Genomic DNA, 25,117 nt, shown 5'->3' with positions numbered 1-25,117 from the left:
ACGTTCCAATTCGACCAAAGCCAATAGCAATCGTGGTAACCGCAATGGGCGCGGATCAGTTGCAAATCGCGATAATGGGAATGCGGGTGGCAATGGAAATGGTTCCGGAGGCGGCGGCGGAAATGCCGGTGGAAACAGCGGCGGGAACAGCGGTGGAAATTCTGGCGGAAACGGCGGAGGCAATGCTGGCGGGAACAGCGGTGGAAATGGCGGCGGGAACAGCGGTGGAAATGGCGGCGGGAACAGCGGTGGAAATGGCGGCGGCAATTCCGGTGGGAACGGGAATGGCAGAAATTAGGGCTTAAACCAACGCGAATGTGCCTGTAGTTTTAAGATATGAGAATACTTCTGGCTGAAGACGAACCCCAACTCTGCGAACAGATTAAAAAACTTCTGGGGGTCGAGGGTCGCGTGGTGGATGTGGCCCATAATGGAACGGACGCTCTTCATATGGGCGCGACCGAACCATATGACATGATCATACTCGACATTGGGTTGCCTGAACGGGATGGAATTTCCGTTTTGCGCGAATGGCGCAGCTCAGGTGTTAAGACACCGGTATTGATACTGACGGCCCGTGACGGTTGGAGCGAGCGTGTCGATGGTCTTGATGCGGGCGCAGATGACTACATGACCAAACCGTTTCACATGCCGGAACTGGCCGCGCGTGTACGGGCAATTCTGCGCAGGCAGAGTGGTCAGCTGAATCCGGTTATTGAAATGGGAGACGTCTCGCTGGATACCAGGAACGGGCGGGTCAGTGTCGCGGGGATTCCGGTCGATCTAACCGCGCAGGAGATCGCGGTTCTCACCTACCTTGCACACAACTTGGGGCGCATGGTTTCCAGAACCGAACTATCGGAACATATATACGAATACGACGGTGACCGAGATTCAAACACTATCGCCGTATTCATTACCCGGCTACGCAAGAAATTGGGGCCTGATCTCATCACTACGGTCAGAGGACGCGGCTATATGATCGATACCGCCTGATGCTATCGCTGCGCCATCGCGCCCTACTTAGTGGGCTGGCGTCTGCCACAGTGTCGGTAGGTGTCGGAACGTTGGTCGTTTTCTCCTACATCAATACGAGGGTGCTCCAGCAGTTTGATGAAACGTTACGTGACCGTCACACTCAGTTAGTTGTTGGACTAAGTGTCACCACCGACACTCCGGATGTCCTGAGAGAGCTGATATTCGACCCCGCATATGGTACGCCTTATTCAGGCAGATATTGGCAGGTGACGAATAACAAAGGCGACATCTATACATCGGCCTCATTGTTCGACGAAACGATCGCAGAGCCCACGCGTACTGGCAACGAAGCAACCATTTGGAACACGCTGGGACCAGACGATGAAGCTGTTCGCAGCATTTATCAGAAAATCACCTTTGAAGACGGAACGGAATGGGGCGTGAGCGTTGCGGAAAGCAGGCTTGAACTGCTAAGCGAACGCCGGGCTGCACAATCAAACCTGCTTCCAGTCTTTGGGCTGGTTGGGCTGATTGGTGTTGCGGGCTCTCTTTTGTTGATGTCTGCGGTCATTGGCCCGCTCAGGAAATTGCGTGCTGACGTTGCCCATCGCTGGGACAACGGAGACGACCTGAAGCCGGATGATTATCCTGAAGAAGTATCGCCGCTTGTCGAAGACCTCAATCAGCTGTTGCACCGAAATCGTGAGATCGTTTCGAGTTCTCGACGACAGGCCGCAGATCTGGCCCATGCACTTAAGACGCCAACATCGATTCTCCGAAACGAGTTGTTGAACTTGTCGGAATCCGGATCCGATACCGGGCCCGCGGAAGAGGCGCTGGCACGTATAGATTCCCAACTTGGTCGAGCGCTTGCACGCATGCGTGCGTCAAATACCGCCGAATTGACCCATTCGCGAACGGATATCTCCAATTCGGTCGAAAGGCTGTCCAATTTTTTTTCTATTATGGCAGAGCGCGAAGGCAAATCTCTAACTTCAGACTACCAAGCCGGTCTTTGGGTCAGCATCGACACTCAGGACATTGAAGAGGTGTTGGGTAACCTTCTCGACAATGCCCTTAAGTGGTGCCGAACGACTATTCATATTTCGGCACATCGTAATGGGCGCAACATAAAAATCTGTATTGAGGATGATGGACCCGGCATTCCAGAAGAGGCGCAATCAGCCGTGCTACGATCTGGCGAGCGCCTGGATACCTCTGTCAGCGGGACTGGTTTGGGATTGGCTATTACTGTCGATCTGCTGAAGGCTTATGGTGGTACGCTTAAACTTGGCGTTTCGGAACGTCTCGGCGGTCTTGGTTGCGAAATACTGATACCTGAACGGAAGGACGACCGACATTTGAGTCGCATATAGCTTTCACTTTCAGGTATGAAATCCCACTCGCGCTCTCGATAAATAAGATACTTGTACCGAGGCTTGGATGAGCGGCGGCAGGTTAGGGGGGGACTGGTAAGATTTTCGTATCTCGGGTCTACCGCTCCTTGCCCATCACAGATATATCCCCTCGCAACTGCATATCCACATGAGGCCCGCCATGAACTTTGACCGTTCCATCAAGATCGCACCGTCGATCCTGTCGGCAGATTTCGCAAACTTCGGACAAGAGATTCAGGCCATTGAAACGCAAGGCGCCGATTGGGTTCATGTGGATGTTATGGATGGGCATTTTGTGCCCAACCTCACATTTGGCCCCCCGGCGGTCAAAGCGTTCCGACCACATGTGAAGACGGTTATGGATGTGCATCTGATGATCTCACCGGTCGATCCATACATTCAGGCTTATGCCGATGCTGGGGCAGATGTGCTCACAGCTCATGTTGAGGCCGGGCCGCACTCGCATCGCACGTTACAGGCCATTCGCGCCGCCGGGATGAAAGCAGGTATTGCCTTGAACCCGGGAACACCAGCTGAGGCGGTAGAGCATCTGCTGGATTTGACCGATCTGGTTTGTGTTATGACCGTTAACCCCGGTTTTGGCGGGCAAAAGTTTATTGATATGACCGCCAAGGTGCGTCGTTTGCGTCAGCTGATTGGTGACCGCCCGGTGCATGTCGAAATAGATGGTGGTGTCGATCCCAGCACCGCGCCTCTGGTTACAGCCGCCGGTGCAGATGTGCTGGTCGCTGGCTCGGCTGTTTTCAAGGGCGGGTCAGTTTCAAATCCGTCTGTTTACGGCGACAATATTCGTGCAGTTCGCGCAGCTGCTGAAGGTGTACTGAACTAATCCCAAACGCACCTGTCAGGTATTGGCGTTTCTTTGGAAACGCCTTCTCTTGCTTCGCCCGGCAACATTGGCAGTTTCAATGTCGGGCGGGCAAGGAGGCCTAGATCTCAACTTGCTTTGTTGAGATCATCAAAACAACGACCTTCGGTTGCCAGTTGTTCAAGCAAAGGCGCGGGCTGCCAATAATATGGATCTTCTCCTGACCACCGGCGAATGTCATCCAACACGTTTGACAGTCCCTGCAAGTCGGCCCATTTCAATGGTCCGCCCCAATATCGTGGAAATCCATAGCCATAAAGCAGCGTGATATCCACATCCAGTGGTCTGCGGGCGATCCCCTCACCAACTACCTTTGCCGCCTCATTCACCATCGCAATCATATAACGACGCACGATCTCTTCGTCGGTGAACTCTCGTGGAGAGATACCTTTGGCGGCGCGCTCGGCTTCGATCAAAGGCATGATTTCAGGGTTGGGTCTTCTGTTTCGATTCCCCTGCTCGTAGACATAATATCCTTTGCCGGTCTTCTGACCAAAATTCCCTGCTTCGCATAGTTTATCGGCATAGATGCTGTCACGCGCACGTGGGTCCAGGCCCGCAGCCCGTTTGCGTTTGCGCGCGGCCCAACCGATGTCTAGCCCGGCAAGGTCGGAAACCGCAAATGGCCCCATTGCAAATCCAAATCCGGTCAACGCGGCATCAATCTGAAAAGGGCTTGCCCCATCCAGAACCATGTGATCTGCACAGGTTCGGTAGGCGTTGAGAATACGGTTACCGATGAAACCGTCGCATACGCCAGCCCTGACTGACACTTTCCCTAACCGTTTGCCCAAAGCAAATCCTGTCGCAATAACTTCGGGCGCAGTGTGGTCCGCAACAACGATCTCAAGCAATTTCATCACATGTGCAGGTGAGAAAAAGTGCAGACCGATCACGTCACTGGGCCTGCCTGTGGATGCTGCAATTTCGTTCAGGTCGAGATATGAGGTGTTTGTTGCCAGCACGGCACCGGATTTACAGGTCGCATCCAGTTTTGCAAAAACCTGTTTCTTGATCTCCATATCCTCAAAAACGGCTTCTATCACCAAATCAACGCCACTCAGCGCATCATAGTCCGTGGACAGGGTTATCCTGTTCTCCAGAATTTCCACTTGCGCGTCCGGGCTCAGCTTTCCGCGTTTCACTGCACCCGCCAGATTTGCTGCGATCCGGTCTTTTGCAGCCTTGGCTGCGTCCACCGACATTTCAAGTAATACAACCGAAAGCCCTGCCAGCAGAGCGGATGTGGCGATGCCTGCGCCCATCGTACCTCCTCCGACAACACCTATCTGATGAAGCTCGCGGGGGTTGATCCCTTGTAGTTCCGGGAGTTTGGAGACGGCGCGCTCGGCAAAGAAGGCATGGATCAGCCCTTTTCGCTGATCTGACGCCATCAGCTCGGTGAACAGTTCTCGTTCGCGAGCCTGTCCTGCTGCAAAATCATGGGCTTCACAGCTGGCTTGTACAGCACGCACGGCAATCGCAGGCGACAGCTGCCCCCGTCCTTTCTTCAATACGGCATCATAGGTCGCGTCAAAGTCGATCGGCGTTGGTTTAGCCATTTCGCAGACAGGTCGGCGCGGTGCGCCCGTATCAAGTAGATCTCGTACGAAGGCCAACCCAATCTCGCGCGGATCTCCGTCCTGAACCTTGTCCAGCAAGCCCATCTGTAACGCTTCAGAGGCCTGCACATGGCGGCCCGTCGTTATCATTTCCAATGCGGCCTCGACGCCAGCGACCCGTGGCAATCGTTGGGTTCCACCCGCGCCGGGGATGATGCCAAGGTTGACCTCGGGCAGCCCGACTTTTGTTAATGGGGTCGCAATACGGTAGTGACAGGACAGGGCAACCTCAAGCCCGCCGCCAAGGGCTGTTCCGTGTAAAGATGAAACCACCAGAAGCGGTGATGCTTCAATGCGATCGCAGAGCGCGGGTAACCAAGGATCCTGTGGTGGCTTGCCGAATTCGCGAATATCAGCGCCGGCAAAATAGGTTCGCCCCCTACCATAAATCAAAACGGCCCGTACGCCATCAGCTTCAGCACGCTCAATCCCTTCCAGGAGGCCTTGGCGTACTTCTGCACCCAGAGCATTTACCGGCGGGTTATTCGCCGACAAAACCGCGATGTCGCCCACTTTTTCATAGCCAATAACCTGGGACATTTGTTCCTGCCTCCTGAAAAGATATGCGTTGTGGTCCATTCAACCCGATTTGCCACGCAGTCAGAGACTGAACCGTACTGAGACAGTATTCAACCCTATAATCGACCAATCGTTCGGTTTTTGAGCTACGGTCGCAGCGCTACGAACATGTGAAACGCACATCATCAGCGTCGGGCTAAACTGAACTTAAGGGGGCTGAATTGGACTCAGTCAAGCATGTCGGGCAGTATTCCGCTGTCGGTGTCATTTAATAAGGGAGCTACAAGATGTGTGATGTATGCGTAATGAATGCGGTAAAAGATCGGATGCTATCTCGGCGTTCTTTCTTTAAAGCCGGGGCCGCAATGGTGGCTGGAACCGCACTAAGCTCGGCTGCGACGACACCTGCAATGGCGATGGGCCATGGCGAAGTCGTAGACATGACACATATATATGATGCTGATTTTCCGACCTATTTTGGCGAACCCGGAATTGAGGCAACTCAAGCCTTCAACTTCAAGGACCACGGTTTCAATCTATTCAATCTCGCTGTAAATGAACACACAGGCACGCATATCGATGCGCCGCTACATTTCTCGGCCGATGGTCAGTCGGTTGATGAAATTCCTGTATCCAATCTGGTATGCCCACTTTGCGTAATTGATATCGCTGCACGGGCAGCAGAGGATGCGGATTCTCAGGTTACGCCTGACGATCTTGAGGCCTGGATCTCTGCAAACGGTCCGATCCCAGACGGCGCTTGCGTCGCGATGCATTCAGGGTGGGGAGCTAAATCCGCAACGCCAGACTTCCGCAACGCAGACGCTGAAGGCAAAATGCACTTTCCGGGTTTCCATGTCGAAGCCGCACAGATGCTGATGGATGGCACAGGCGCTGTTGCCTTGGCGGTGGATTCCCTATCCCTCGATCACGGACCATCAGCCGATTTTGCTACTCACTACGCGTGGCTACCTACGAACAGGTATGGCATTGAAAATCTTGCAAACCTGGACAAAGTGCCAGCCAGTGGAGCGACATTGATTGTGGGTGCGCCAGCTCATCGGGGGGGGTCTGGCGGTCCGGCCCGCATATTTGCGATGGTCTGAATTTCTTCGTCATTCATGCCAAGTATTAAAGCCCGCAAATCTGCGGGCTTTAATAATTTAGCCGCCCTAATATGTTACCATTATCATCAAAAACTTAAAATCATGTTACATTTTTCTTGCTGCGAATCGCGGCGTTGCTTATTAACCGACCTATCGGTCACTTAATCACGCGACATAACTCTCGGAGCCCTCGCCCAATGGACGCCTTTATCTGCGACGCGCAGCGCACACCAATCGGACGGTATGGCGGCAGCCTCAGCCAGGTTCGCACGGATGATTTGGCAGCGATCCCAATTGCTGCGCTGATAGCGCGAAACCTTCAGGTTGATTGGACAGGCATAGACGACGTGATCTACGGCGACGCCAATCAGGCTGGGGAAAGCAACCGCAACGTGGCGCGGATGGCGGCGTTGCTGGCGGGGCTGCCGGTGGATGTGCCTGGAACGACCATCAACCGACTTTGTGCTTCTGGTATGGATGCGGTAGGTATGGCGGCCCGCGCGATCCGCGCCGGGGACTATGACATGGCCATCGCCGGGGGTGTCGAAAGCATGTCGCGCGCACCATTTGTGATGCCCAAAGCGACGTCCGCCTTCTCGCGCGCTAATTCAGTCTACGACACAACGATCGGCTGGCGTTTTGTGAATCCCAAGATGAAGCAGGAATTCGGTATCGACTCGATGCCCGAAACAGCAGATAACGTAGCGGAAGCTTACGGTATCAACCGCTCCGATCAGGATGCGTTTGCCGAACGCAGCCAGGCCCGCTGGGCCGCGGCGCACCAGACCGGGGTGTTTCAGGAGGAGATCACCCCGGTCACAATCCCGCAACGTAAGGGCGATCCTGTGGTGGTCGATACGGATGAACATCCGCGTCCTGGAACCACAGCCGAGAAACTGTCGGGCCTGAAGGGCATTAACGGGTCTGAAAAGACTGTCACGGCTGGTAACGCTTCGGGCGTAAACGACGGCGCGGCGGCGATCTTGATGGCGAATGAATCCGCAGCGGCAAAGAACGATCTGACCCCAATCGCCCGCGTTGTCGGAATGTCCGTTGCCGGGGTCGAACCGCGCGTGATGGGCATCGGCCCTGTTCCAGCCAGCCGCAAGGTACTGGCCCGCGCGGGTCTCAGCATCAATCAGATGGATGTGATAGAATTGAATGAGGCATTTGCCTCGCAAGGCCTTGCCACGCTTCGCGAACTGGGGGTGCCCGATGATGCGCCCCATGTAAATCCGAACGGAGGCGCCATTGCGATCGGGCATCCGCTTGGGATGAGCGGCGCAAGGTTGGTTATGACCGCTGCTTATCAACTGCGCCGCACGGGCGGGCGCTATGCGCTCTGCACCATGTGCGTCGGGGTAGGGCAGGGCGCAGCACTTATTCTCGAACGCGTGTAAGGGAGGAGACCTCACATGTACGCTCAGATGATCAAGACAGCCGGAACAGGCGTGAAATCCCGCGAGGAGATGACCGAGCAGGAGCGCGCCTTTCAGGACAAGATTGACGCCGATATCAAAATCGAGCCCAAAGACTGGATGCCCGATGACTATCGCGCGACTCTTATCCGTCAGATTGGCCAGCACGCGCATTCCGAGATTGTCGGCCAGTTACCCGAAGGCAACTGGATCACGCGCGCTCCAACACTGGAGCGTAAGGCGATCCTATTGGCCAAGGTGCAGGATGAGGCCGGGCATGGGTTGTATCTCTATTGTGCGGCCGAAACGCTGGGCGTCAGCCGGGACGAGATCACCGAGATGCTGTTGGATGGCCGCATGAAGTATTCGTCGATTTTCAACTACCCGACATTGAACTGGGCCGATATCGGCGCGGTCGGATGGCTGGTCGATGGTGCCGCGATCATGAACCAGGTTCCGCTGCAGCGGACGTCCTTTGGCCCCTATTCGCGCGCTATGATCCGCATCTGCAAGGAAGAGAGTTTTCACCAGCGTCAGGGCTATGATGCGATCCGCAAGATGGCAGAAGGCACGCCAGAACAGCGCAAGATGGCGCAGGATGCATTGAACCGGCTCTGGTATCCGTCGCTGATGATGTTCGGGCCATCTGACAAGGAAAGCGTGCATTCGGCGCAATCCATGGCATGGAAGATCAAGATAAACACCAATGACGAGCTGCGCCAGAAATTCGTGGATCAGACCGTGCCGCAGGCCGAGTATCTCGGCCTGAGCATTCCTGACCCCGACCTGAAGTGGAACGAAGAGCGGGGCCACTACGACTACACCGACCCGGACTGGTCCGAATTCTTCGATGTGATCAAAGGCAACGGCCCCTGCAATGTCGATCGTTTGGCCGCGCGTAACAAGGCGTGGGACGATGGAAAATGGGTGCGCGACGGGTTGTTGGCCCATGCCCGCAAGAAACGAACACGAAATCTGGCCGCAGAGTAAACCCAAGGAGGATACCAAATGAACAATGAATGGCCCCTGTGGGAAATCTTCATCCGTGGTCAGCATGGGATGAGCCACCGTCACGTCGGCTCGCTGCATGCGCCTGACGCGGAGATGGCAATCAAGAATGCGCGTGACGTCTATACCCGCCGCAACGAAGGCGTGTCGATCTGGGTGGTCGAGGCCAACAACATTTCGGCCTCTTCGCCTAGCGACAAAGGCCCGCTTTACGAGCCCAGTGAGAGCAAAGTGTACCGTCACCCGACCTTTTTCGACATTCCCGATGAAGTGGGGGCAATGTGATGACCCGGGACGAAGCATTCCTGCAGTTTCTGCTGCGGATGGGGGATAATACCCTGATCCTCGGCCATCGCGTTAGCGAATGGTGCGGCCACGCGCCGGTGCTGGAGGAGGATATCGCTCTGGCCAACACTGCGTTGGACCTGATCGGTCAGACCCAGATGTGGTTGGGCCTCGCCGGTGAGATCGACGGCGGCAAAAGCGCCGATAACCTGGCCTTTTTGCGCGACGCATGGGACTTTCGTAATGTGCTGCTGGTCGAGGTCCCGAATGGCGATTTCGGGCGCACGCTGATGCGTCAGTTCCTGTTCGATGCGTGGCATTCGATCATGTTGGGTCGTCTGATGAAATCGTCCGACGAAAGGGTCGCGGCGATCGCTGCCAAGGCCAGCAAAGAAGTCACCTATCACCTCGAACGCTCGGGTGACACGGTTGTCGGGCTTGGCGACGGAACCGAAGAAAGCAACGCGCGGATGCAGAGCGCTCTGGATTATCTCTGGCCTTACGTGGGCGAGATGTTTGCCGGCGATGATGTTGATGCCGAGATGGTCGCGGCGGGAATCGCCCCGGGCCCTGCTGATCTGCGCGCAGAATATGACGCTCTGATCGGGCGGATTCTGAGCGAGGCAGCGCTGACCATTCCCGAAAGCCGCTTTGCCCATAAAGGTGGGCGTGACGGGCGGATGCATACCGAACATCTGGGCCATTTACTGACACAGATGCAGTGGCTTCAACGCGCCTATCCCGGCGCCTCTTGGTAACAGCGCATGAGGGCCTCGACTGATCAGGTATGGGAGTGGCTGGACGCTGTTCCCGACCCCGAGATCCCAGTGATCTCGGTCGTCGATCTGGGCATTGTGCGTGATGTGCAGTGGGACGATGACACGCTGTTGGTCACAGTTACCCCGACTTATTCGGGCTGCCCGGCGACTTCGGTGATCAGCATGGATATCGAAACCGCGTTGCGTGATCACGGGATTGACGATTTGCGGATCGAAACAAGCATTGCGCCCGCGTGGACCACCGATTGGCTCAGCGACAAGGGCCGTGCCCGGCTTGAGGAATACGGCATCGCTCCGCCCCAGCCCGCTGGCGGACCCGAACGTTGCCCGCTTTGTGGCAGCAAGGCGGTCGAGAAGGTCAGCCAGTTCGGCTCGACCCCGTGTAAGGCCCATTGGCGCTGCACCGACTGTTTGGAACCTTTTGACTATTTCAAGTGCATCTGAGGGAGGATCACCGGATGGCACGCTTTCACGATCTGGAAGTCACCGACATTCACAAAACCATCCGCGACGCGGTGGTGGTGACGTTGAAACCGGTGAACGGCTCCGCTGAGGAATTCGATTTCACCCAAGGCCAATACCTAACCTTCCGTCGCGATTTCGATGGGGAAGAGTTGCGCCGATCCTACTCGATCTGCGCTGGTAAGGATGAAGGCATTCTGCAGGTCGGCATCAAGCGCGTCGATGGCGGGGCGTTCTCGACCTGGGCCAATACTGACCTGAAGGTCGGTGATACGGTTCAGGCGATGCCGCCGATGGGAAGCTTCCACACGGCAATCGATCCAACCGCCGAAAAGCAGTATCTGGGCTTTGCCGGTGGGTCGGGTATCACCCCGGTCTTGTCGATCCTGAAAACCACGCTCGCCCGCGAGCCGCATTCACGCTTCACATTGGTCTATGCCAACAAGGGCGTAAACACGATCATGTTCCGAGAGGAACTTGAGGATCTCAAGAACCTCTATATGGGGCGCTTGAACGTGATCCACATTCTGGAAACGGATGCGCAGGAAATCGAGTTGTTCACCGGTTTGGTCACGCAAGAGAAATGTGCCGACCTGTTCGAACACTGGATCGACATCAAGAATGTCGACACAGCCTTTATTTGCGGCCCCGAGCCCATGATGCTGGGCATCGCTTCTGCCCTGCGTGCACATGGGTTGGATGATGGACAAATCAAATTCGAGCTTTTCGCCAGCGCCCAACCCGGTCGGGCCAAGCGCAAGGTAAGTGGTGCGGACACGGCGTCTCAGGCCAACCAGACCAAGGCCTCGATCACAATGGACGGGGCAACGCAGTCAATCATCATGCCCAAGGATCAATCGATTCTTGATGCCGCCTTAGAGAATGCGATGGACGCGCCTTACGCCTGCAAAGCTGGGGTGTGCTCGACCTGTCGTTGCCGTGTGCTCGAGGGCGATGTTGAGATGGTCGCCAATCACGCATTGGAAGATTACGAGGTCGAAAAAGGATACGTCCTGAGCTGTCAGGCTTATCCGCTGACCGACACCGTGGTCGTGGACTACGATCAGTAGACGGAGGGAATGATGGCTGAAGACATGACAATCGAGAGCTATCTGGCCGCCGGTGGCGTCCTGAGCAATCCAACCAATGTTCCGCCACGCTATCGCGCAGAACTTATGAAGCTAATGGCGACCTTTGTGGATAGTGAGCTGGCAGGTGCTGCGGGCTTTGCCGACATCATCAATCAGGGCCCCGGCATCAAGGAACGCATCGCGGCGGCAAAGATTGTGTTGGAAAAGACCGACAATGCGGATCGTGTGCTGAAAATCATGGGCGAGTTTGGGGCCAACACTGATCGCTATGCAAACCATCACCCTTGGACCACGCGTCTGGATCGCGATGCGGATATTGGGGCCACCCGGTCTGAACACGATATGCGCCTTGCGGTGTTCAACTATCCTATCGAAGGGTGGGAGGACGCTGTGGTGATGAACCTGCTGATGAGCCAGGCGGTTGCGGTTCAATTCGCTCAATTCTCTCAGATATCTTATCAACCTCTGGCCGAAGCCTTCCGGGATATCGCTCCGATCGAGGCGCGCCATGGGGAACTGGCCCTTGAAGGCGCGCTCAAGCTGATCGAACAGGGGAAGGCTGCCGAGATGCAGGCGTCAATTGACTATTGGTGGCCCCGCGTTGCGGCCAGTTTTGGGGCCGGGGGTACGGAGAAAATCGAGACGCTGTGCAAGCTGGGGCTAAGGCAACTGACCGGAGCCGAGATGAGAGATCAGTGGGTGGCGAAGGCGACTGAGCAGGTCGCGAATCTGGGGCTGAAAGCGCCCTGACCTTCAGGGCAGACGCTTGCGGCTAAGCAATCCGTATTTCACGGCCAACCCACGCAGAGATCGCCGTTTGCCTCGGTCTTTCTTCGCTGATTGTGTCTGCGCGCCAGCCTTCCGGTTGAATTCGAACACATCAATCACGCGTTCGGCGCAGCCACAGGCTTCGCCCAAACCCACTTTGGCGAAGTAGAATTTATCGAAGCGATCAGGGCTTTGCATGGGCGACCTCCGCCCTCATTCAAACCCATTTGAGTGACTGAGCCAAATCAACTCTGTGCCAGCCGAGCGTCAGAGACCGTCAACGCCGGATAAGGTCAGATTGCTTACCAGCGCGGCGTAGTCACTACGCGCCTCGGTATCTGCACCTGCGTTCCACATATAGAACCAGTTCAGCATCCCGAAGACGGACATCGTGGTCGCCCGAAGTTTGGCTGCGTCGTCCGTGAATGTTTGGGGCGCAACGCTGGCGATGATGTCGCTGACAAACTCCACCAGATCCCGCTGATAGCCACGCAGCAGTTTCTGCTGCTCCTCGGGCAAGGCGGACATGCCGCTGGTTTGCACACGATGCTCATCATCCACGCCCTGATAGGCCAGCAGGATTTCCTGCAGCACCCGTCTCAGGCGGTCCGCAGGGGCCTGCCTCTCAAGATCAAGGCCGCAAATTTGGTCGCGTAACTGTCGTAGATAGCTGTCGAGTATGTCAAACAGGATCGCGTCCTTGCTGTCATAATAGTGATAGATATTGGCCTTGGATATTCCACACTCGCGCGCCAGTTGAGACATCGACGCCCGGTCAAACCCTTCCTGCGCGAAGACGCGGGCGGCGGATTTCAGGATACGAGCCCGCTTATCGTCATGGTCTTTTGCTATCGTACGCGCCAAATCCTGACCCTCCGTCTGTTGTTTAACTATCCCGATTGTCGATCACGCGCCGGGCCTTACCTTGCGAGCGTTCGACCTCGCCCGGTTCGCCTATATCGATCTCGGTCGAGATGCCAACCACCTCTTTGATCCGTCGCGACAACATCCGGGCGGCAGCGGTTTTGCTCAACTCGTCCGCCGCGTCCGGCGTTGCCTCGACATGTACGCGCATCGCGTCCATCCGTCCGGCTTTATAAAGTTCGATCTGGTAATAGGGCGCTAGACCGCCCGTTGCCAGAACCTGCTCTTCGATCTGGCTGGGGAAGACGTTTACGCCGCGTAGGATGATCATATCGTCCGAGCGACCGGTGATCTTTTCCATCCGCCGCATCGACCGCGCCGTGCCGGGCAACAGCCGCGTCAGGTCGCGGGTGCGATAGCGGATCATCGGAAGGCCCTCTTTGGTCAGCGTGGTGAAGACCAGTTCACCGATCTCACCGTCGGGCATGACCTCACCGGTTTGGGGGTCGATGATTTCTGGATAGAAGTGATCTTCCCAGATCACCGGTCCGTCTTTGGTTTCGACGCACTCATTGGCGACGCCTGGTCCCATGATCTCGGACAGGCCGTAGATATCGACAGCGTGCATGTCGAAGGCCTGTTCAACCTCGGAGCGCATGGAATCTGTCCAAGGTTCGGCGCCAAAGACGCCGACAGCCAGAGAGCATTCGCGCGGATCTAGGCCAACCTTATGATACTGTTCAAGAATATTTAGCATGTAGGATGGCGTAACCATGATCCCGTCTGGTTTGAAATCGGTGATCAGATCAACCTGTTTGGCAGTCTGCCCGCCGCTCATCGGCACAACTGTGGCCCCCAGACGCTCAATCCCGTAGTGCGCGCCCAGACCACCGGTGAACAGGCCATAGCCATAGGCGTTATGTACCATGTCACCCCGGCGCAACCCGCTGGCACGTAGTGACCTTGCCACCAGATCGGCCCAATTATCGATATCGCCTTGCGTATAGCCCACCACGGTTGGCTTGCCCGTGGTTCCTGACGAGGCGTGAACGCGGATGATCTGCTCACGCGGTACGGCAAACAGACCGAAAGGATAGTTTTCCCTTAGATCGTTTTTGTAGGTAAACGGAAAACGCGCGAGATCATTGAAAGATTGCAGGTCATCAGGATGCACCCCGGCCTCATCAAACCGCTGCCGGTACATAGGTACGTTGTCATAGGCATGGCGCAGCGACCATTTAAGCCGATCCAACTGTAAGCTGCGAATTTCATCAACCGAGGCGATCTCGATCGGATCAAGATCCGCCTTGTTCGGAGTAAGATCCTTCATGCCATCCCCCTCATCTCAGGTCTCGTCAAACACTGGGCCTTTGACCGCGCGGGAAAAGCCCCGAAACTCTGCAATCTTTTGGCCGGTCTGGTTGGTTACGGTTACGTCATAGATGCCGCTGCGCCCGGTCAGGCTCAGTTCTGTTGCGCGGGCCGTCAGCAGATCACCGGATCGCGCGGGCGCGACGTAGCTGATCACATTGTGCTGCGCGACCGTCGACTGGTTGCGGCTGTTGCAGGCAAAGGCGAAGGCACTGTCGGCCAGCATGAAGGTTACGCCGCCATGGCAAATACCGTGCCCATTGCAGTGATGGTCCTGAACGGCGAGCGTCAGGATCGCGGTCCCTTCGTCAACTTCGCCCAATTCCATGCCCGCCCATTTCGAGGCATTGTCTCGTCCCCACATGGCAGCTGCGGCTTTTTGGGCGCGCTCCTTTGGCGTCATCTTATTCTCCCCGAAAGACCGGCGCGCGTTTTTCCAGAAACGCTGTGACACCTTCGGCATAGTCTGCGCTTTCACCGCAGGTTTTCATCGCGTCTGCCTCGATCTCCAAATGGTCGGTCAGGGAATTTGTGGCTGCTGACTGAATCGTCTGTTTTGTCAAGCCAAGTCCCAGCGTTGGACCATTGGCGAACTGTTCCGTCATCGCTCGCGCCTCGGCCATCAGATCGGCGTCGGGAATCGCTTTCCAGATCAGCCCCCAATCTGCGGCCTGTTGCGCGGGCAGCGACTGCCCGGTCAAGGCCAGCCCCTTGGCCCGTGCTTCACCCAGCAGGTGGGGCAGATGCCAGCTGCCCCCGGTATCGGGGATCAGTCCCACTTTGGAAAACGACTGTATGAACTTGGAAGATTCGGCGGCCAGTACCACATCACATGCCAAAGCCAGATTCGCACCCGCCCCGGCAGCGACACCATTTACAGCACAAACAACGGGAAATTCCAGCGACCGGATTAGGCGCACCAAAGGTGCATAAAACGTGCGCACCGTGTTGCCCAGGTCTGGCGGGCCCTCCATCGTTGCAGGGTTTCGATCCCCCAAATCCTGCCCGGCACAGAACCCGCGTCCGGCCCCAGTCAGCAACACAGCGCGGGTTCCACCATCGCGCGTGGCCTCAAGCGCAGCGCGCAAGGCATAGTGCATCTCATCAGTGAAACTGTTCAGGCGATCAGGGCGATTGAGTGTAATTTCAACCCATTGACCCATATTCTGCGAAATAATCGTATCGGACATGCCCGGTTCGCTTTTCATAAGTTACAACAAACTTCTTGCATAAACCGAACGGTTGGTCAATAAATTCTATAACCGTTTGTGACTCGGCGATCAGAAATGCAAATTTGACCAGCAAGCTGAACAGTTTTTCTCGTCGTTGATAGTTACAAAACGAACCATTAACACATTCACGACTTGCGCTTTTGAGGAGGAGACCCGGTCATGAAATTCACCAAGCTCACCACGCTGCTGGCTTCGGCAACATTGGCGGTGTCAGGCACCATTGCTTTTGCAGCTGACTACACTCTGACAATTTCCAGCTGGGCCCCACCCACCCACGGCATCAACGCGAAGATGTGGCCCAAATTCGTCGAAATGGTTGAAGAGGCCACCGACGGGCAGGTCACCGCCGAGCTTAAGCTGGGCATCGCTCCGCCACCCGCACAGATGGACCTGATCATGGACGGCGCAGCCGATGCCTCGATCATTTTCCACGGGTACCAGCCCGGGCGTTTTGTCACCACCAAGCTGATCGAACTGCCAGGCTATGAAGGCTCGGCCGAGGACGCTTCGGTTGCTTACTGGCGCGCCTATGATCAGCACCTGAAAGCTGCTGACGAGCATCGCGGTGTCAAAGTCATCGCCCTGCACACGCACGGGCCCGCGCAGCTGCATTCCAGCGCGCCGGTCACCACTCTGGATGAGGTTTCGGGCCTGAAAGTCCGCATCCCGGGCGGCGTTGGCGGAGACGTTGGTGCGGCGCTGGGCGCGACCGGCATTCAGGTGCCCGCCCCAAAAGTCTATGAAACACTGGCGTCCAAGGCCGCTGACGGCGTCGTTATGCCTTTGGAATCGCGCAAGGGTTTCAAGCTGACCGAAGTTGCACAGAACGTCTATGAGATGCCCGGTGGCCTTTATCGTGGCTCGTTTGCCTTCATCATGAACGAAGACACCTTCGCAGATCTGCCGCCCGAGCTGCAGACGGCGTTGGAAGAAAACGTATTCGGTGAACCGCTGAGCCGTGAGATCGGCAAGATCTGGGATGAGATTGATGCCACAGGTCGCGAGGCAACCGAGGCGGCAGAAGGTAATGCCATCAACGCTGCCACGGACGCGGATATGGAGAAGTTCTCGGCCATCGCCGAAGACATCCGCGGCAAGGTCATCGCCGAGGTTGACGCAACAGGTGTCGACGCTCAGGCCGCCTATGACATGATCAAATCGGAAATGTCCTCGAACTGATCCAACTTCAGGGCGGCCTTTGCGCCGCCCTGACTTACCCTGCGCGAGTTTCCCATGACCCCGATAATCCAGCTTGTGCGACGCGCCAGCGCCCTTCCCGTGATCGTGGCGTGCATCGCCCTGTTCATCCTGATGGCAATGACATTTTGCGACGTGATCCTGCGTTCAGTCTTCAATGCGCCCATTGAGGCCGCAACCGAACTGACGCGGATATTGATGGCCATTCTGGTGTTTTCAGTCCTCCCGATTGTCTCAACCACCAACGGCCATATCGCGGTCGATCTGACGGACGGGTTCTTCCACCGTCTGCACCTGTCACGTGCGCGGGACGTGGTGATCTATGTGGTCAGCGGCATCATGCTGTTCTGGCCGGTCCAACGCGTCTGGGTCCTGGCCGAGCGGGCGCGGGATTATGGGGACGTGACTGAGTATCTTTCAATCCCCACCTACCTGATCGGCTGGTTCATTACCCTGTCCGTTGCCATCACCGCACTGGTGATGATCGCCACTGGGCTGCTAAAGGCCTTCGCCCCAAATACTCTGTCGGAGCCTATGTAATGACCGCAGCGCTGATCGGATTTGCGATTGTATTGATCCTGGTGCTGGTGCGCCTGCCCATCGTCTTTGCCATGGGACTGGTCGGCACATTGGGCTTCGCCTACGAACGTGGCGGCTCGATCTTTGATGAACGCGGGTTGAAGGCTGCCATGTCTATGGTGGGCCGCCAGATTACTGACACTGCTCAGGATTATGGTCTGTCGGTGGTGCCGCTGTTCATCCTGATGGGCCTGTTCGTGAACAAAGGCGGTATGGCGCGCGAGCTTTATGCAGTGTCCAACGCTTTCTTGGGCCATATGCGCGGCGGCATTGCCATGGCTACAGTTGCGGCCTGCGGCGGCTTCTCGGCCATTTGTGGATCGTCGCTGGCCACCGCTGCGACCATGTCAAAGGTCGCGATGCCGCAAATGCGCCGCTATGGCTACTCCGATGAACTCTCGACCGCGTCGATTGCCGCCGGTGGTACGTTGGGCATTCTGATCCCCCCATCGGTCATTCTGGTCATTTACGGGCTGTTGACCGAAACCTCGATCGGGAAACTGTTCATGGCGGGAATCATACCCGGCATTCTCGGTATCCTCTTCTACCTTTTCGCGGTGCGCTGGACGGTTTGGCGCAACCCCGAGGCTGGGCCAGCCGGGGAACGCGCCACCTGGTCGGAGCGTGTCCGTGCGCTGGGTTCTGTCTGGGCCGTGCTGCTGCTGTTCTTTCTGGTGATCGGCGGGCTGTACGGCGCCTTCGACTTCGAGCCGCTTAACCTGACTTTCTCACCGACCGAGGCCGCAGGCATGGGCGCCGCCGGGGCCTTCCTGATCGCCCTGTTTCGCGGTGGCTTGACTGTCGACTCAACCTTCGAGGTGCTGAAAGAGACCTGCTTTACGGCGTCTGCATTGTTCGCAGTACTGATCGGCGCGCAAATATTTTCGAACTTCATCAATCTGGCTGGCTTACCCGAGGCATTGATCGCGATGGTCACGGCCTATGATGTGGCACCGTTTGTCGTGATCCTGATGATCCTTGGTATCTACATTATTCTGGGCTGCGTCTTCGAATCCCTCTCGATGCTGTTGCTGACGGTCCCAATCTTCTTCCCGCTGGTCACGTCGCTGGGATATGACCCGATCTGGTTCGGCATCGTTGTGGTGGTTGTCACCGAAATCTCGCTGATCACCCCGCCCGTGGGCCTGAACGTCTTCATCCTGAAAGGCGTGGTGGGCGATGTCTCGACCGGCACCATCTTCCGCGGCGTTACACCATTCTGGGTTGCCGATATCTTCCGCCTTGCGCTGATCGTGCTGGTGCCCATCGTGGTTCTGTACCTGCCGCAGCAAATGGGCGCGCTGGGGCACTGAGCCCCGCCTCATCAAACAGGAGAACATCATGTCCCTGCATCAGATTTCCAGCTTTGCCGCTGGCACTTGGGTCGCGCCCGGAGAAGGCGCTCGCACCATCGCATCCGCCATCACCGGCGCACCGTTTGCCAGCGCTGGCAACGCGGCGCTCGACGTGCAGGCGATGCTTGATTATGCACGCAACACTGGTGGCCCAGCCCTACGTAAACTCACGTTTCATGATCGTGCCCGGATGCTCAAGGCACTGGCGCAAGAGCTGTCAGCGCACAAACAAGCCCTTTACGACCTGAGTTTCGAAACCGGGGCCACGCAGAAGGACCACTTGATCGATATCGACGGTGGCTTCGGCACGATGTTTGTCTTCGCCTCCAAGGGTAGGCGCGAGATGCCCGACGCGCAGGTCTATCTGGACGGAGACGTCGAGCAGATTTCGCGCAACGGAACGTTTCTGGGGCAGCATATCTGCACCCCTCTACAGGGTGTTGCGGTCCACATCAACGCGTTCAATTTCCCGGTATGGGGCATGTTGGAGAAACTCGCTCCAACACTTTTGGCGGGCGTTCCTGCTATCGTGAAACCAGCCACCAATAGTTGTTATGTCACCGAACTGGCCGTGCGGATAATTCTGGACAGTGGCATCCTGCCCGCCGGTGCGCTGCAATTGGTGTCAGGCGGGTTGGGAGATATGCTCGATCACTTAAGCTGTCAGGATGTGGTCAGCTTCACCGGTTCGGCGAACACCGCGTTTAAGCTACGGCAGACACCTGCGATCTTGCAGAACTCGGTCCGGTTCGTTGCTGAGCAGGATAGCTTGAATGCTTCAATCCTCTGCCCGGATGCAGAGCCCGGCACGCCGGAATTCGATCTGTTCGTAAAGGAAGTCTCTCGTGAAATGACCACCAAGGCGGGCCAGAAATGCACCGCCATCCGACGCATCATCGCGCCCGATAGTCAGGTCGACGCCGTGATTTCCGCGCTCTCGGAACGGTTGGCGAAGATCACCATCGGCGATCCGCGGGCCGAGTCCACGCGCATGGGCGCGCTTGTGTCGAACGGGCAGAAGGCTGACGTGCTGGAAAAGGCCGCTTTGATTGGGCAAGAGGCTGAACGGGTTTATGGAAACCCCGACGCGTTCGACCTGAACGGCCCCGAAACTGGCGCCTTCATTCCCCCGATGCTGTTTCACTGCGCTGATCCTGACAAAGCGCTGCGCGTGCACGATACCGAGGCGTTCGGCCCGGTCTCAACCCTGATGGGTTACCGCGATCTGGATCATGCGGTGGCACTGGCCAATCGCGGGCAGGGGTCTCTGGTCACCTCACTGATCACCCACGACACTGAGGTTGCGCGGGACGTGGTTATGGGGGCTGCGGCCTATAACGGGCGGATTTACATTAACGACCGCGACTCGATGGCAGAATCGACCGGCCACGGTTCTCCGCTGCCGCATATGGTGCATGGAGGGCCGGGTCGAGCGGGCGGCGGTGAGGAAATGGGCGGCGTGCGCGGTGTGAAACACTATATGCAACGCACCGCCATTCAGGGCTCGCCGCGCATGCTCAGTGGTATCAGCACCAAATGGGTGCCTGGGGCGCCTGAAATCCAAGGTCCGGCACATCCGTTCACCCGTAAATTCGGTGAGTTGCAGGTCGGAGAGACGCTGCACACAGCCTCGCGCGTAATCACGCTGGAGGATATCGAACACTTCGCCAATTTCACCGGCGATACGTTCTACGCTCATATGGACGAGGACGCGGCGGCACGAAATCCGTTCTTCCCCGGTCGCGTAGCGCATGGCTATCTGTTGCTCAGCTTCGCGGCTGGCTTGTTTGTTGAACCGAACGAGGGGCCGGTGTTGGCCAATACCGGGCTGGACGGGTTGCGGTTCATGAAGCCGGTCGTCGCCGGGGACAGCATCAAAGTGCGTTTGACGGTCAAGCAGAAAACCCCACGCAATGACGATTATGGCGAGGTTCGCTGGCACGTGTCTCTGACCAATCAGGATGACGAGCCGGTCGCTGAATACGAACTTTTGACAATGAATGCCCGCTAACTCGTTAGCGTAACCTGTTTTTCTTATTCGGCCTAATGGGTTAAACTGGTCCCATGACCAATCAAAGCTCGTGGTTCGAAGCGGCCGTAGCCGATCTAGTGGATCCGCAAGACCAGCGGGTCTGGTCGATTATTGTCTCTTTGTTCGGAGATATGGCACAGGAACCGGGCGCGCAGATTTCAGGCGGCGCGCTGACCCAGATTATCGAACCGATGGGCATCAAACCCGAAGCGATCCGGGTAGCGCTCCACCGATTGCGCAAGGACGGTTGGATCGAGAGTGACCGGATCGGTCGCGTCTCGCGCCATGTCCTCTCGGAATTTGGCAGAACCCAATCAGCGGCTGTCACACCGCGCATTTATGCGCGTGATTCGTCGCCTGTTGAACATTGGCATCTGCTGATTGCCGAGGACGGAACGGGTACGCAGGTGCTTGACGATGTAATGCTCAGCGATGACTACATTCCAATCGGTCGCAACATAGCAATGAGGGCAGGTGCGGCTCCGCTTCAGGCGGAAGGATTACTCGCGCTGGATATCTCGCCGCAAACAGCCCCGAAGTGGATTCAGGATCGGTTATGCCCACCCGAGCTGCGCGCTTCGTGCCGGGCATTGCTAACTTCAGTCCAGAACGCAGCAAAAACTCAGCCCGAGGAATGGACACCAACTCCATTGCAGAGCGCCACATTACGGACTCTGCTGGTGCATCGATGGCGGCGTGTGGTGCTGCGCCAACCGGACCTGCCCGCAGCCTTTTACCCACCGGATTGGGTCGGCGCTGCCTGTCGAAACAGCATTATTCGCATGCTTGATCTGCTTCCACGGCCCTCAACTGCCATTCTAAGCGGGAGCGGTTGACCAAACGGCACTCTGTTCAAAATGCGTTTGCGACCTTTATCATCTGATCAGCCGAGTGGAGCGCCAACGGAGGAGGCCGAAGGATGATGAAGCAAACAGATATGCTTATCATCGGTGCAGGTTTTTCCGGGCTAATTGTGGCAATTGAGGCACGAAAGCGCGGCATCGCAGATATTGTCATATTGGAGAAAGCAGCCGACATCGGCGGTACATGGCGCGAAAACACTTACCCTGGCGTCGCTTGCGATATCCCCTCGCATCTCTACTCGATGGCGACACATCTAAACCCGGATTGGAGCCGCGCCTATGCAGGTGGCGCCGAAATCCAGTCCTATTTGCAGAAAATCGCGCGGGATGAGGGGCTGTACCAACTCTGTCACTTTCATCGGAAACTCAAATCTGCGCGGTGGGATGGTACGCGATGGCAGGTCGAGACAGAGGACGGCAACCATTGGTCAGCGCGGTTTCTGGTCTCGGCTATCGGCGCGCTGCACGTGCCGCGTATCCCGCATATCCCCGGCGCTGACAGCTTTGCTGGCCCTAGCTTCCACTCCGCAGAATGGGATCACGACGTCTCGCTAGCTGGTAAAAGAGTGGCTGTGATCGGTACTGGAGCTTCAGCCGTTCAGTTCGTCCCCGAGATCGCTAAAACTGCCGCGCAGGTCACCATCTTCCAACGCAGCGCGCCCTATGTTCTGCCTCGCCCGGACGGCCCGATTGCACCATGGGTGCGCCGCTTGCATCGGTACTTCCCAGCGCTGCCCCGCATCCGGCGCCAACTGATCTATATGCTGTTTGAGTTCCGTCATCGCGTGTTTCGGGGCGAACCGCGGGCTGTCGAATTTGCAATGAAAATGTGGCGCCAGGCCTTGGACGGCGCGATCACCGATCCAGACCTGAAAGCCGCGCTGACGCCTGACTACACAATTGGATGCAAGCGCATCCTCAGCTCTAATGACTGGTATCCGGCACTGGCACGAAGCAACGCTGATGTGGTTCCGCATGCCGTCTCCAGAATCGACGGGGCTCACATCATCGCGGGTGACGGCCGCGAGTTCATCGCTGATGTTCTGGTCTGGGGAACCGGATTCCATGTCACTGATGTGGTCGATAATCTCGACATAACTGGAACCAATGATCTGACACTGAAACAGGCCTGGTCAGGGGGTATGCAGGCCAACCTTGGCACCGCAATCGCCGGGTTTCCTAATTTCTTCATGTTACTCGGCCCGCATACCGGGCTGGGGCACAACTCTGTCGTGCTTATGATCGAAGCACAGGTGGCTCATATCGGTCGTGTTCTAACAGAAATGCAGGGGGGTGGTCTTCGCACTATCACCCCGAAAACCGACAAACAGGTGGCGTTTACGAAAGAGATGCAGGACCGTCACCTCGAAAGCGTTTGGCAATCTGGGGGCTGCACCTCATGGTATCAGGACGCTGAGGGGCGCAATACAACGCTGTGGCCGGGCACTGTGTCCGAGTTCAGAAAACGCATGGCGCGATCCGGGCTCGAACAATATCATCCTGTGAGAGAAACGATCGGAGACCCATGATGTCGATCCTGCTGACGATTGTCCTGCTGCTGGTGGCTTTCCTGCTGTGCATGAACTTCTGGACGCGCCGCCTGACCCGTCAAGGGATCGAGATGGTGCCACAATTGGGACAAATCGTGACCGTTCAGGGAGGCAGCATCCACTATGTCGAAAAGGGCGACCCCGTTAATCCGACCATCGTCCTGATCCACGGCCTCTCGGGCCAGTTGCAGCATTTTACATACGCATTGATGGATGATCTGGCAGAGGACTATCACGTTCTCGCGGTCGACCGACCGGGTTGCGGTTACTCAACCCGTGATACCGCTGCGCTGGCCGTCCTGCCTGAACAGGCCCGGATGATCCACGCGTTTCTGGAAACCAAGAAGGTCGACCAGACCATACTGGTTGGCCATTCGCTTGGTGGCGCGGTATCGCTGGCAATGGCATTGGACTATCCCGACACTATCTCGGCGCTGGCACTTCTGGCCCCTCTCACGCAGCAGATGCCCGAACCGCCTGCCGTCTTCAAACCACTGGAAATCCGCTCCGATTGGTTGCGCAGCCTAATCGGAAACACCATCGCCGTGCCGATGGCCCGTAAAACAGCACCGCTGGTTCTGAAAGATGTCTTCGCCCCTGAACCCGCGCCAACCGATTTTCTGAACCGCGCCGGGGGGGCTCTCGGCCTGCGACCTTCGGCCTTCATCACCGCGTCGCAAGACGTCATCGGCGTAGAAAGCAGCATGGGTGAATTAACCCAACGATACAGTGATCTGAAAACGCCCGGAGGCATCCTGTTCGGCACCGAAGATCCGATCCTGTCGGCTGGGACACACGGTGCATCAATGACGAAATTCGGCCTCACCTTCGAAAAACTGGAACACCGAGGTCACATGATCCTGATCACTGAACCTGATATCTGCGCACGTTTCATCCGCCAAATCGCCGGCATGGCCCACGCCGACATGGCAAAACAAAACCCTCACTGAAAGCGCACATAAAGAATCCCATCAGACCCTCATTTCCCTCTTGACCCTCTCCGGTCCGTCGCTTACATCGCCTCTCACTCGTGGCGGAGTAGCTCAGTTGGTTAGAGCAGCGGAATCATAATCCGCGTGTCGGGGGTTCAAGTCCCTCCTCCGCTACCATTAAAATCAATCTCTTACATGAATTTTGACACTTCCCGAACTTCCCGCCCTGGTTTCTGGGGGACATATGGGGGACAAAGAGCTTGTTTTTCGCCGACTAGCTGCGCCTCAAGCACCACAATGTGATTCCGTGCGCAGTATCCATTCTTCACCATTAGAAAATGTAAGCCCGTGCCGGGATTTGTCAGGTTCTGCGGCTGTATCAGCCCCAACTGAATAAACAGACACCCAGAAAGAACTCGCAAAAATCTCAAATCATTCAATCATTGTCGAACAGACCAGAAGCCAGCGCCGTTCTGGAAGCTTTTTAACAAACGCTGGTAAATGTGCTTAGGTTCTATCCGTGTAAGGAGACAATTTATGGATCGAAGGCATTTTTTGGTAGCGGCAGGTTTGAGCAGTGTTGCGACGGCTTTTCAGGCAACCTCAGCCGCATTTGCAAAAGAGATACGACAAAAGCTCAAGCGCGTTGGCAACTCGGTCGGCAAGCAACGCCGCGTTCGAATCAACGGTGAAAAGGCCTGGCATTTCACACTTACGCCAGATAGGCGCGAAAAAGAACTTGCACACGAAAAGTCTGGTAGGCAACGCGAGGAATTGCGTGACCAGACGTCCAACGCAAGTGGCACCGTGCGATATTAAC

General features: G+C 56.7%; 26 protein-coding genes and 1 tRNA gene. 21 read left to right on the top strand and 6 right to left on the bottom strand.

The features are described 5' to 3' along the window. Window positions 1-44: 44 nt before the first annotated feature. From ACR0IU_RS16115 to rpe, 4 genes are all read left to right on the top strand, one after another. Window positions 45-305: a hypothetical protein gene (locus tag ACR0IU_RS16115; RefSeq protein WP_480716964.1), complete on the top strand. Its 261-nt coding sequence runs from the start codon at window positions 45-47 to the stop codon at window positions 303-305. Between the two features lie 31 nt (window positions 306-336). Beyond that, window positions 337-996, top strand: coding sequence for a response regulator transcription factor (locus tag ACR0IU_RS16110; protein WP_170477735.1), 660 nt, complete (start codon window positions 337-339; stop codon window positions 994-996). Further along, the gene (locus ACR0IU_RS16105) at window positions 996-2,354 is read left to right on the top strand and encodes a sensor histidine kinase (protein ID WP_480716963.1); all 1,359 of its coding nucleotides are present in this window, start codon (window positions 996-998) and stop codon (window positions 2,352-2,354) included. Before ACR0IU_RS16110 ends, ACR0IU_RS16105 begins: the two co-directional genes overlap by 1 nt. A 181-nt stretch (window positions 2,355-2,535) precedes the next feature. Next, window positions 2,536-3,225 carry a ribulose-phosphate 3-epimerase gene (gene rpe / locus ACR0IU_RS16100; protein ID WP_480716962.1) on the top strand — a complete coding sequence of 230 codons (690 nt, stop codon included), beginning with the start codon at window positions 2,536-2,538 and terminating at the stop codon, window positions 3,223-3,225. A 107-nt stretch (window positions 3,226-3,332) separates the two neighbouring features. Here rpe and ACR0IU_RS16095 read toward each other — a convergent pair whose 3' ends face one another. Further along, window positions 3,333-5,426 carry a 3-hydroxyacyl-CoA dehydrogenase NAD-binding domain-containing protein gene (locus tag ACR0IU_RS16095; RefSeq protein ID WP_480716961.1) on the bottom strand — a complete coding sequence of 698 codons (2,094 nt, stop codon included), beginning with the start codon at window positions 5,424-5,426 and terminating at the stop codon, window positions 3,333-3,335. A gap of 266 nt (window positions 5,427-5,692) precedes the next feature. Here ACR0IU_RS16095 and ACR0IU_RS16090 point away from each other — a divergent pair, with 266 nt between their 5' ends. The 8 genes from ACR0IU_RS16090 to ACR0IU_RS16055 all read left to right on the top strand — a co-directional run bounded on the left by ACR0IU_RS16090 (window position 5,693) and on the right by ACR0IU_RS16055 (window position 12,304). Beyond that, a complete protein-coding gene (locus tag ACR0IU_RS16090; protein ID WP_480716960.1) occupies window positions 5,693-6,511 on the top strand; it encodes a cyclase family protein in 819 nt (272 codons plus the stop codon). Between the two features lie 197 nt (window positions 6,512-6,708). Then, window positions 6,709-7,911, top strand: coding sequence for a 3-oxoadipyl-CoA thiolase (pcaF, locus tag ACR0IU_RS16085; RefSeq protein ID WP_480716959.1), 1,203 nt, complete (start codon window positions 6,709-6,711; stop codon window positions 7,909-7,911). 15 nt (window positions 7,912-7,926) lie between these two features. Next, complete coding sequence (gene paaA / locus ACR0IU_RS16080; RefSeq protein ID WP_170545809.1) at window positions 7,927-8,919, top strand: 1,2-phenylacetyl-CoA epoxidase subunit PaaA; 993 nt, start codon at window positions 7,927-7,929, stop codon at window positions 8,917-8,919. 18 nt (window positions 8,920-8,937) lie between these two features. Continuing rightward, window positions 8,938-9,222: a 1,2-phenylacetyl-CoA epoxidase subunit PaaB gene (gene paaB, locus ACR0IU_RS16075; RefSeq protein ID WP_010437865.1), complete on the top strand. Its 285-nt coding sequence runs from the start codon at window positions 8,938-8,940 to the stop codon at window positions 9,220-9,222. Then, window positions 9,222-9,980 (top strand): 1,2-phenylacetyl-CoA epoxidase subunit PaaC, encoded by a 759-nt coding sequence (gene paaC / locus ACR0IU_RS16070; protein ID WP_480716958.1) that lies wholly within the window; start codon window positions 9,222-9,224, stop codon window positions 9,978-9,980. Before paaB ends, paaC begins: the two co-directional genes overlap by 1 nt. Before the next feature lie 6 nt (window positions 9,981-9,986). Then, on the top strand, window positions 9,987-10,445 hold the full coding sequence (gene paaD / locus ACR0IU_RS16065; protein ID WP_010437869.1) for a 1,2-phenylacetyl-CoA epoxidase subunit PaaD: 459 nt from the start codon (window positions 9,987-9,989) through the stop codon (window positions 10,443-10,445). Window positions 10,446-10,459: 14 nt separating this feature from the next. Beyond that, the gene (paaE, locus tag ACR0IU_RS16060; protein WP_480716957.1) at window positions 10,460-11,533 is read left to right on the top strand and encodes a 1,2-phenylacetyl-CoA epoxidase subunit PaaE; all 1,074 of its coding nucleotides are present in this window, start codon (window positions 10,460-10,462) and stop codon (window positions 11,531-11,533) included. A gap of 12 nt (window positions 11,534-11,545) precedes the next feature. Beyond that, complete coding sequence (locus ACR0IU_RS16055) at window positions 11,546-12,304, top strand: Phenylacetic acid catabolic protein (RefSeq protein ID WP_480716956.1); 759 nt, start codon at window positions 11,546-11,548, stop codon at window positions 12,302-12,304. Window positions 12,305-12,307: 3 nt separating this feature from the next. Here ACR0IU_RS16055 and ACR0IU_RS16050 read toward each other — a convergent pair whose 3' ends face one another. The 5 genes from ACR0IU_RS16050 to paaG all read right to left on the bottom strand — a co-directional run bounded on the left by ACR0IU_RS16050 (window position 12,308) and on the right by paaG (window position 15,747). Next, a complete protein-coding gene (locus ACR0IU_RS16050; protein WP_170588938.1) occupies window positions 12,308-12,520 on the bottom strand; it encodes a hypothetical protein in 213 nt (70 codons plus the stop codon). Window positions 12,521-12,589: 69 nt separating this feature from the next. Then, complete coding sequence (locus ACR0IU_RS16045) at window positions 12,590-13,186, bottom strand: TetR/AcrR family transcriptional regulator (protein WP_480716955.1); 597 nt, start codon at window positions 13,184-13,186, stop codon at window positions 12,590-12,592. A 22-nt stretch (window positions 13,187-13,208) separates the two neighbouring features. Next, window positions 13,209-14,516, bottom strand: a complete 1,308-nt coding sequence (paaK, locus tag ACR0IU_RS16040) for a phenylacetate--CoA ligase PaaK (protein ID WP_480716954.1) — start codon at window positions 14,514-14,516, stop codon at window positions 13,209-13,211. 15 nt (window positions 14,517-14,531) lie between these two features. Continuing rightward, window positions 14,532-14,960: a hydroxyphenylacetyl-CoA thioesterase PaaI gene (paaI, locus tag ACR0IU_RS16035; RefSeq protein ID WP_480716953.1), complete on the bottom strand. Its 429-nt coding sequence runs from the start codon at window positions 14,958-14,960 to the stop codon at window positions 14,532-14,534. Between the two features lies 1 nt (window position 14,961). After that, window positions 14,962-15,747, bottom strand: a complete 786-nt coding sequence (gene paaG / locus ACR0IU_RS16030) for a 2-(1,2-epoxy-1,2-dihydrophenyl)acetyl-CoA isomerase PaaG (RefSeq protein WP_480716952.1) — start codon at window positions 15,745-15,747, stop codon at window positions 14,962-14,964. 201 nt (window positions 15,748-15,948) lie between these two features. On the opposite strand from paaG, the gene ACR0IU_RS16025 reads away from it, so the two are divergent. From ACR0IU_RS16025 to ACR0IU_RS15985, 9 genes are all read left to right on the top strand, one after another. Continuing rightward, entirely contained in the window at window positions 15,949-16,968 is a 1,020-nt protein-coding gene (locus tag ACR0IU_RS16025) for a TRAP transporter substrate-binding protein (protein WP_170647377.1), read from the top strand. A 54-nt stretch (window positions 16,969-17,022) separates the two neighbouring features. Further along, the gene (locus tag ACR0IU_RS16020) at window positions 17,023-17,526 is read left to right on the top strand and encodes a TRAP transporter small permease (RefSeq protein WP_010437886.1); all 504 of its coding nucleotides are present in this window, start codon (window positions 17,023-17,025) and stop codon (window positions 17,524-17,526) included. Continuing rightward, window positions 17,526-18,878 carry a TRAP transporter large permease gene (locus ACR0IU_RS16015; protein ID WP_480716951.1) on the top strand — a complete coding sequence of 451 codons (1,353 nt, stop codon included), beginning with the start codon at window positions 17,526-17,528 and terminating at the stop codon, window positions 18,876-18,878. The genes ACR0IU_RS16020 and ACR0IU_RS16015 overlap by 1 nt, the downstream gene beginning before the upstream one ends. A 28-nt stretch (window positions 18,879-18,906) precedes the next feature. Continuing rightward, a complete protein-coding gene (gene paaZ, locus ACR0IU_RS16010; protein WP_480716950.1) occupies window positions 18,907-20,931 on the top strand; it encodes a phenylacetic acid degradation bifunctional protein PaaZ in 2,025 nt (674 codons plus the stop codon). Between the two features lie 53 nt (window positions 20,932-20,984). Beyond that, window positions 20,985-21,788 (top strand): PaaX family transcriptional regulator C-terminal domain-containing protein, encoded by an 804-nt coding sequence (locus ACR0IU_RS16005; RefSeq protein WP_480716949.1) that lies wholly within the window; start codon window positions 20,985-20,987, stop codon window positions 21,786-21,788. Window positions 21,789-21,871: 83 nt separating this feature from the next. After that, window positions 21,872-23,344, top strand: a complete 1,473-nt coding sequence (locus tag ACR0IU_RS16000) for a flavin-containing monooxygenase (RefSeq protein ID WP_480716948.1) — start codon at window positions 21,872-21,874, stop codon at window positions 23,342-23,344. Further along, window positions 23,344-24,315 (top strand): alpha/beta fold hydrolase, encoded by a 972-nt coding sequence (locus ACR0IU_RS15995; protein WP_480716947.1) that lies wholly within the window; start codon window positions 23,344-23,346, stop codon window positions 24,313-24,315. Before ACR0IU_RS16000 ends, ACR0IU_RS15995 begins: the two co-directional genes overlap by 1 nt. 82 nt (window positions 24,316-24,397) lie before the next feature. Continuing rightward, a tRNA-Met gene (locus ACR0IU_RS15990) sits at window positions 24,398-24,474 on the top strand. A gap of 360 nt (window positions 24,475-24,834) precedes the next feature. Continuing rightward, the gene (locus ACR0IU_RS15985; RefSeq protein WP_480716946.1) at window positions 24,835-25,116 is read left to right on the top strand and encodes a hypothetical protein; all 282 of its coding nucleotides are present in this window, start codon (window positions 24,835-24,837) and stop codon (window positions 25,114-25,116) included. The last annotated feature ends 1 nt before the right edge of the window (window position 25,117 follow it).

This window comes from Ruegeria sp. CL5, from assembly GCF_056536485.1.
Note: the sequence above shows the minus strand (reverse complement) of the source record. Positions and strands in the feature narration are given on the sequence as shown.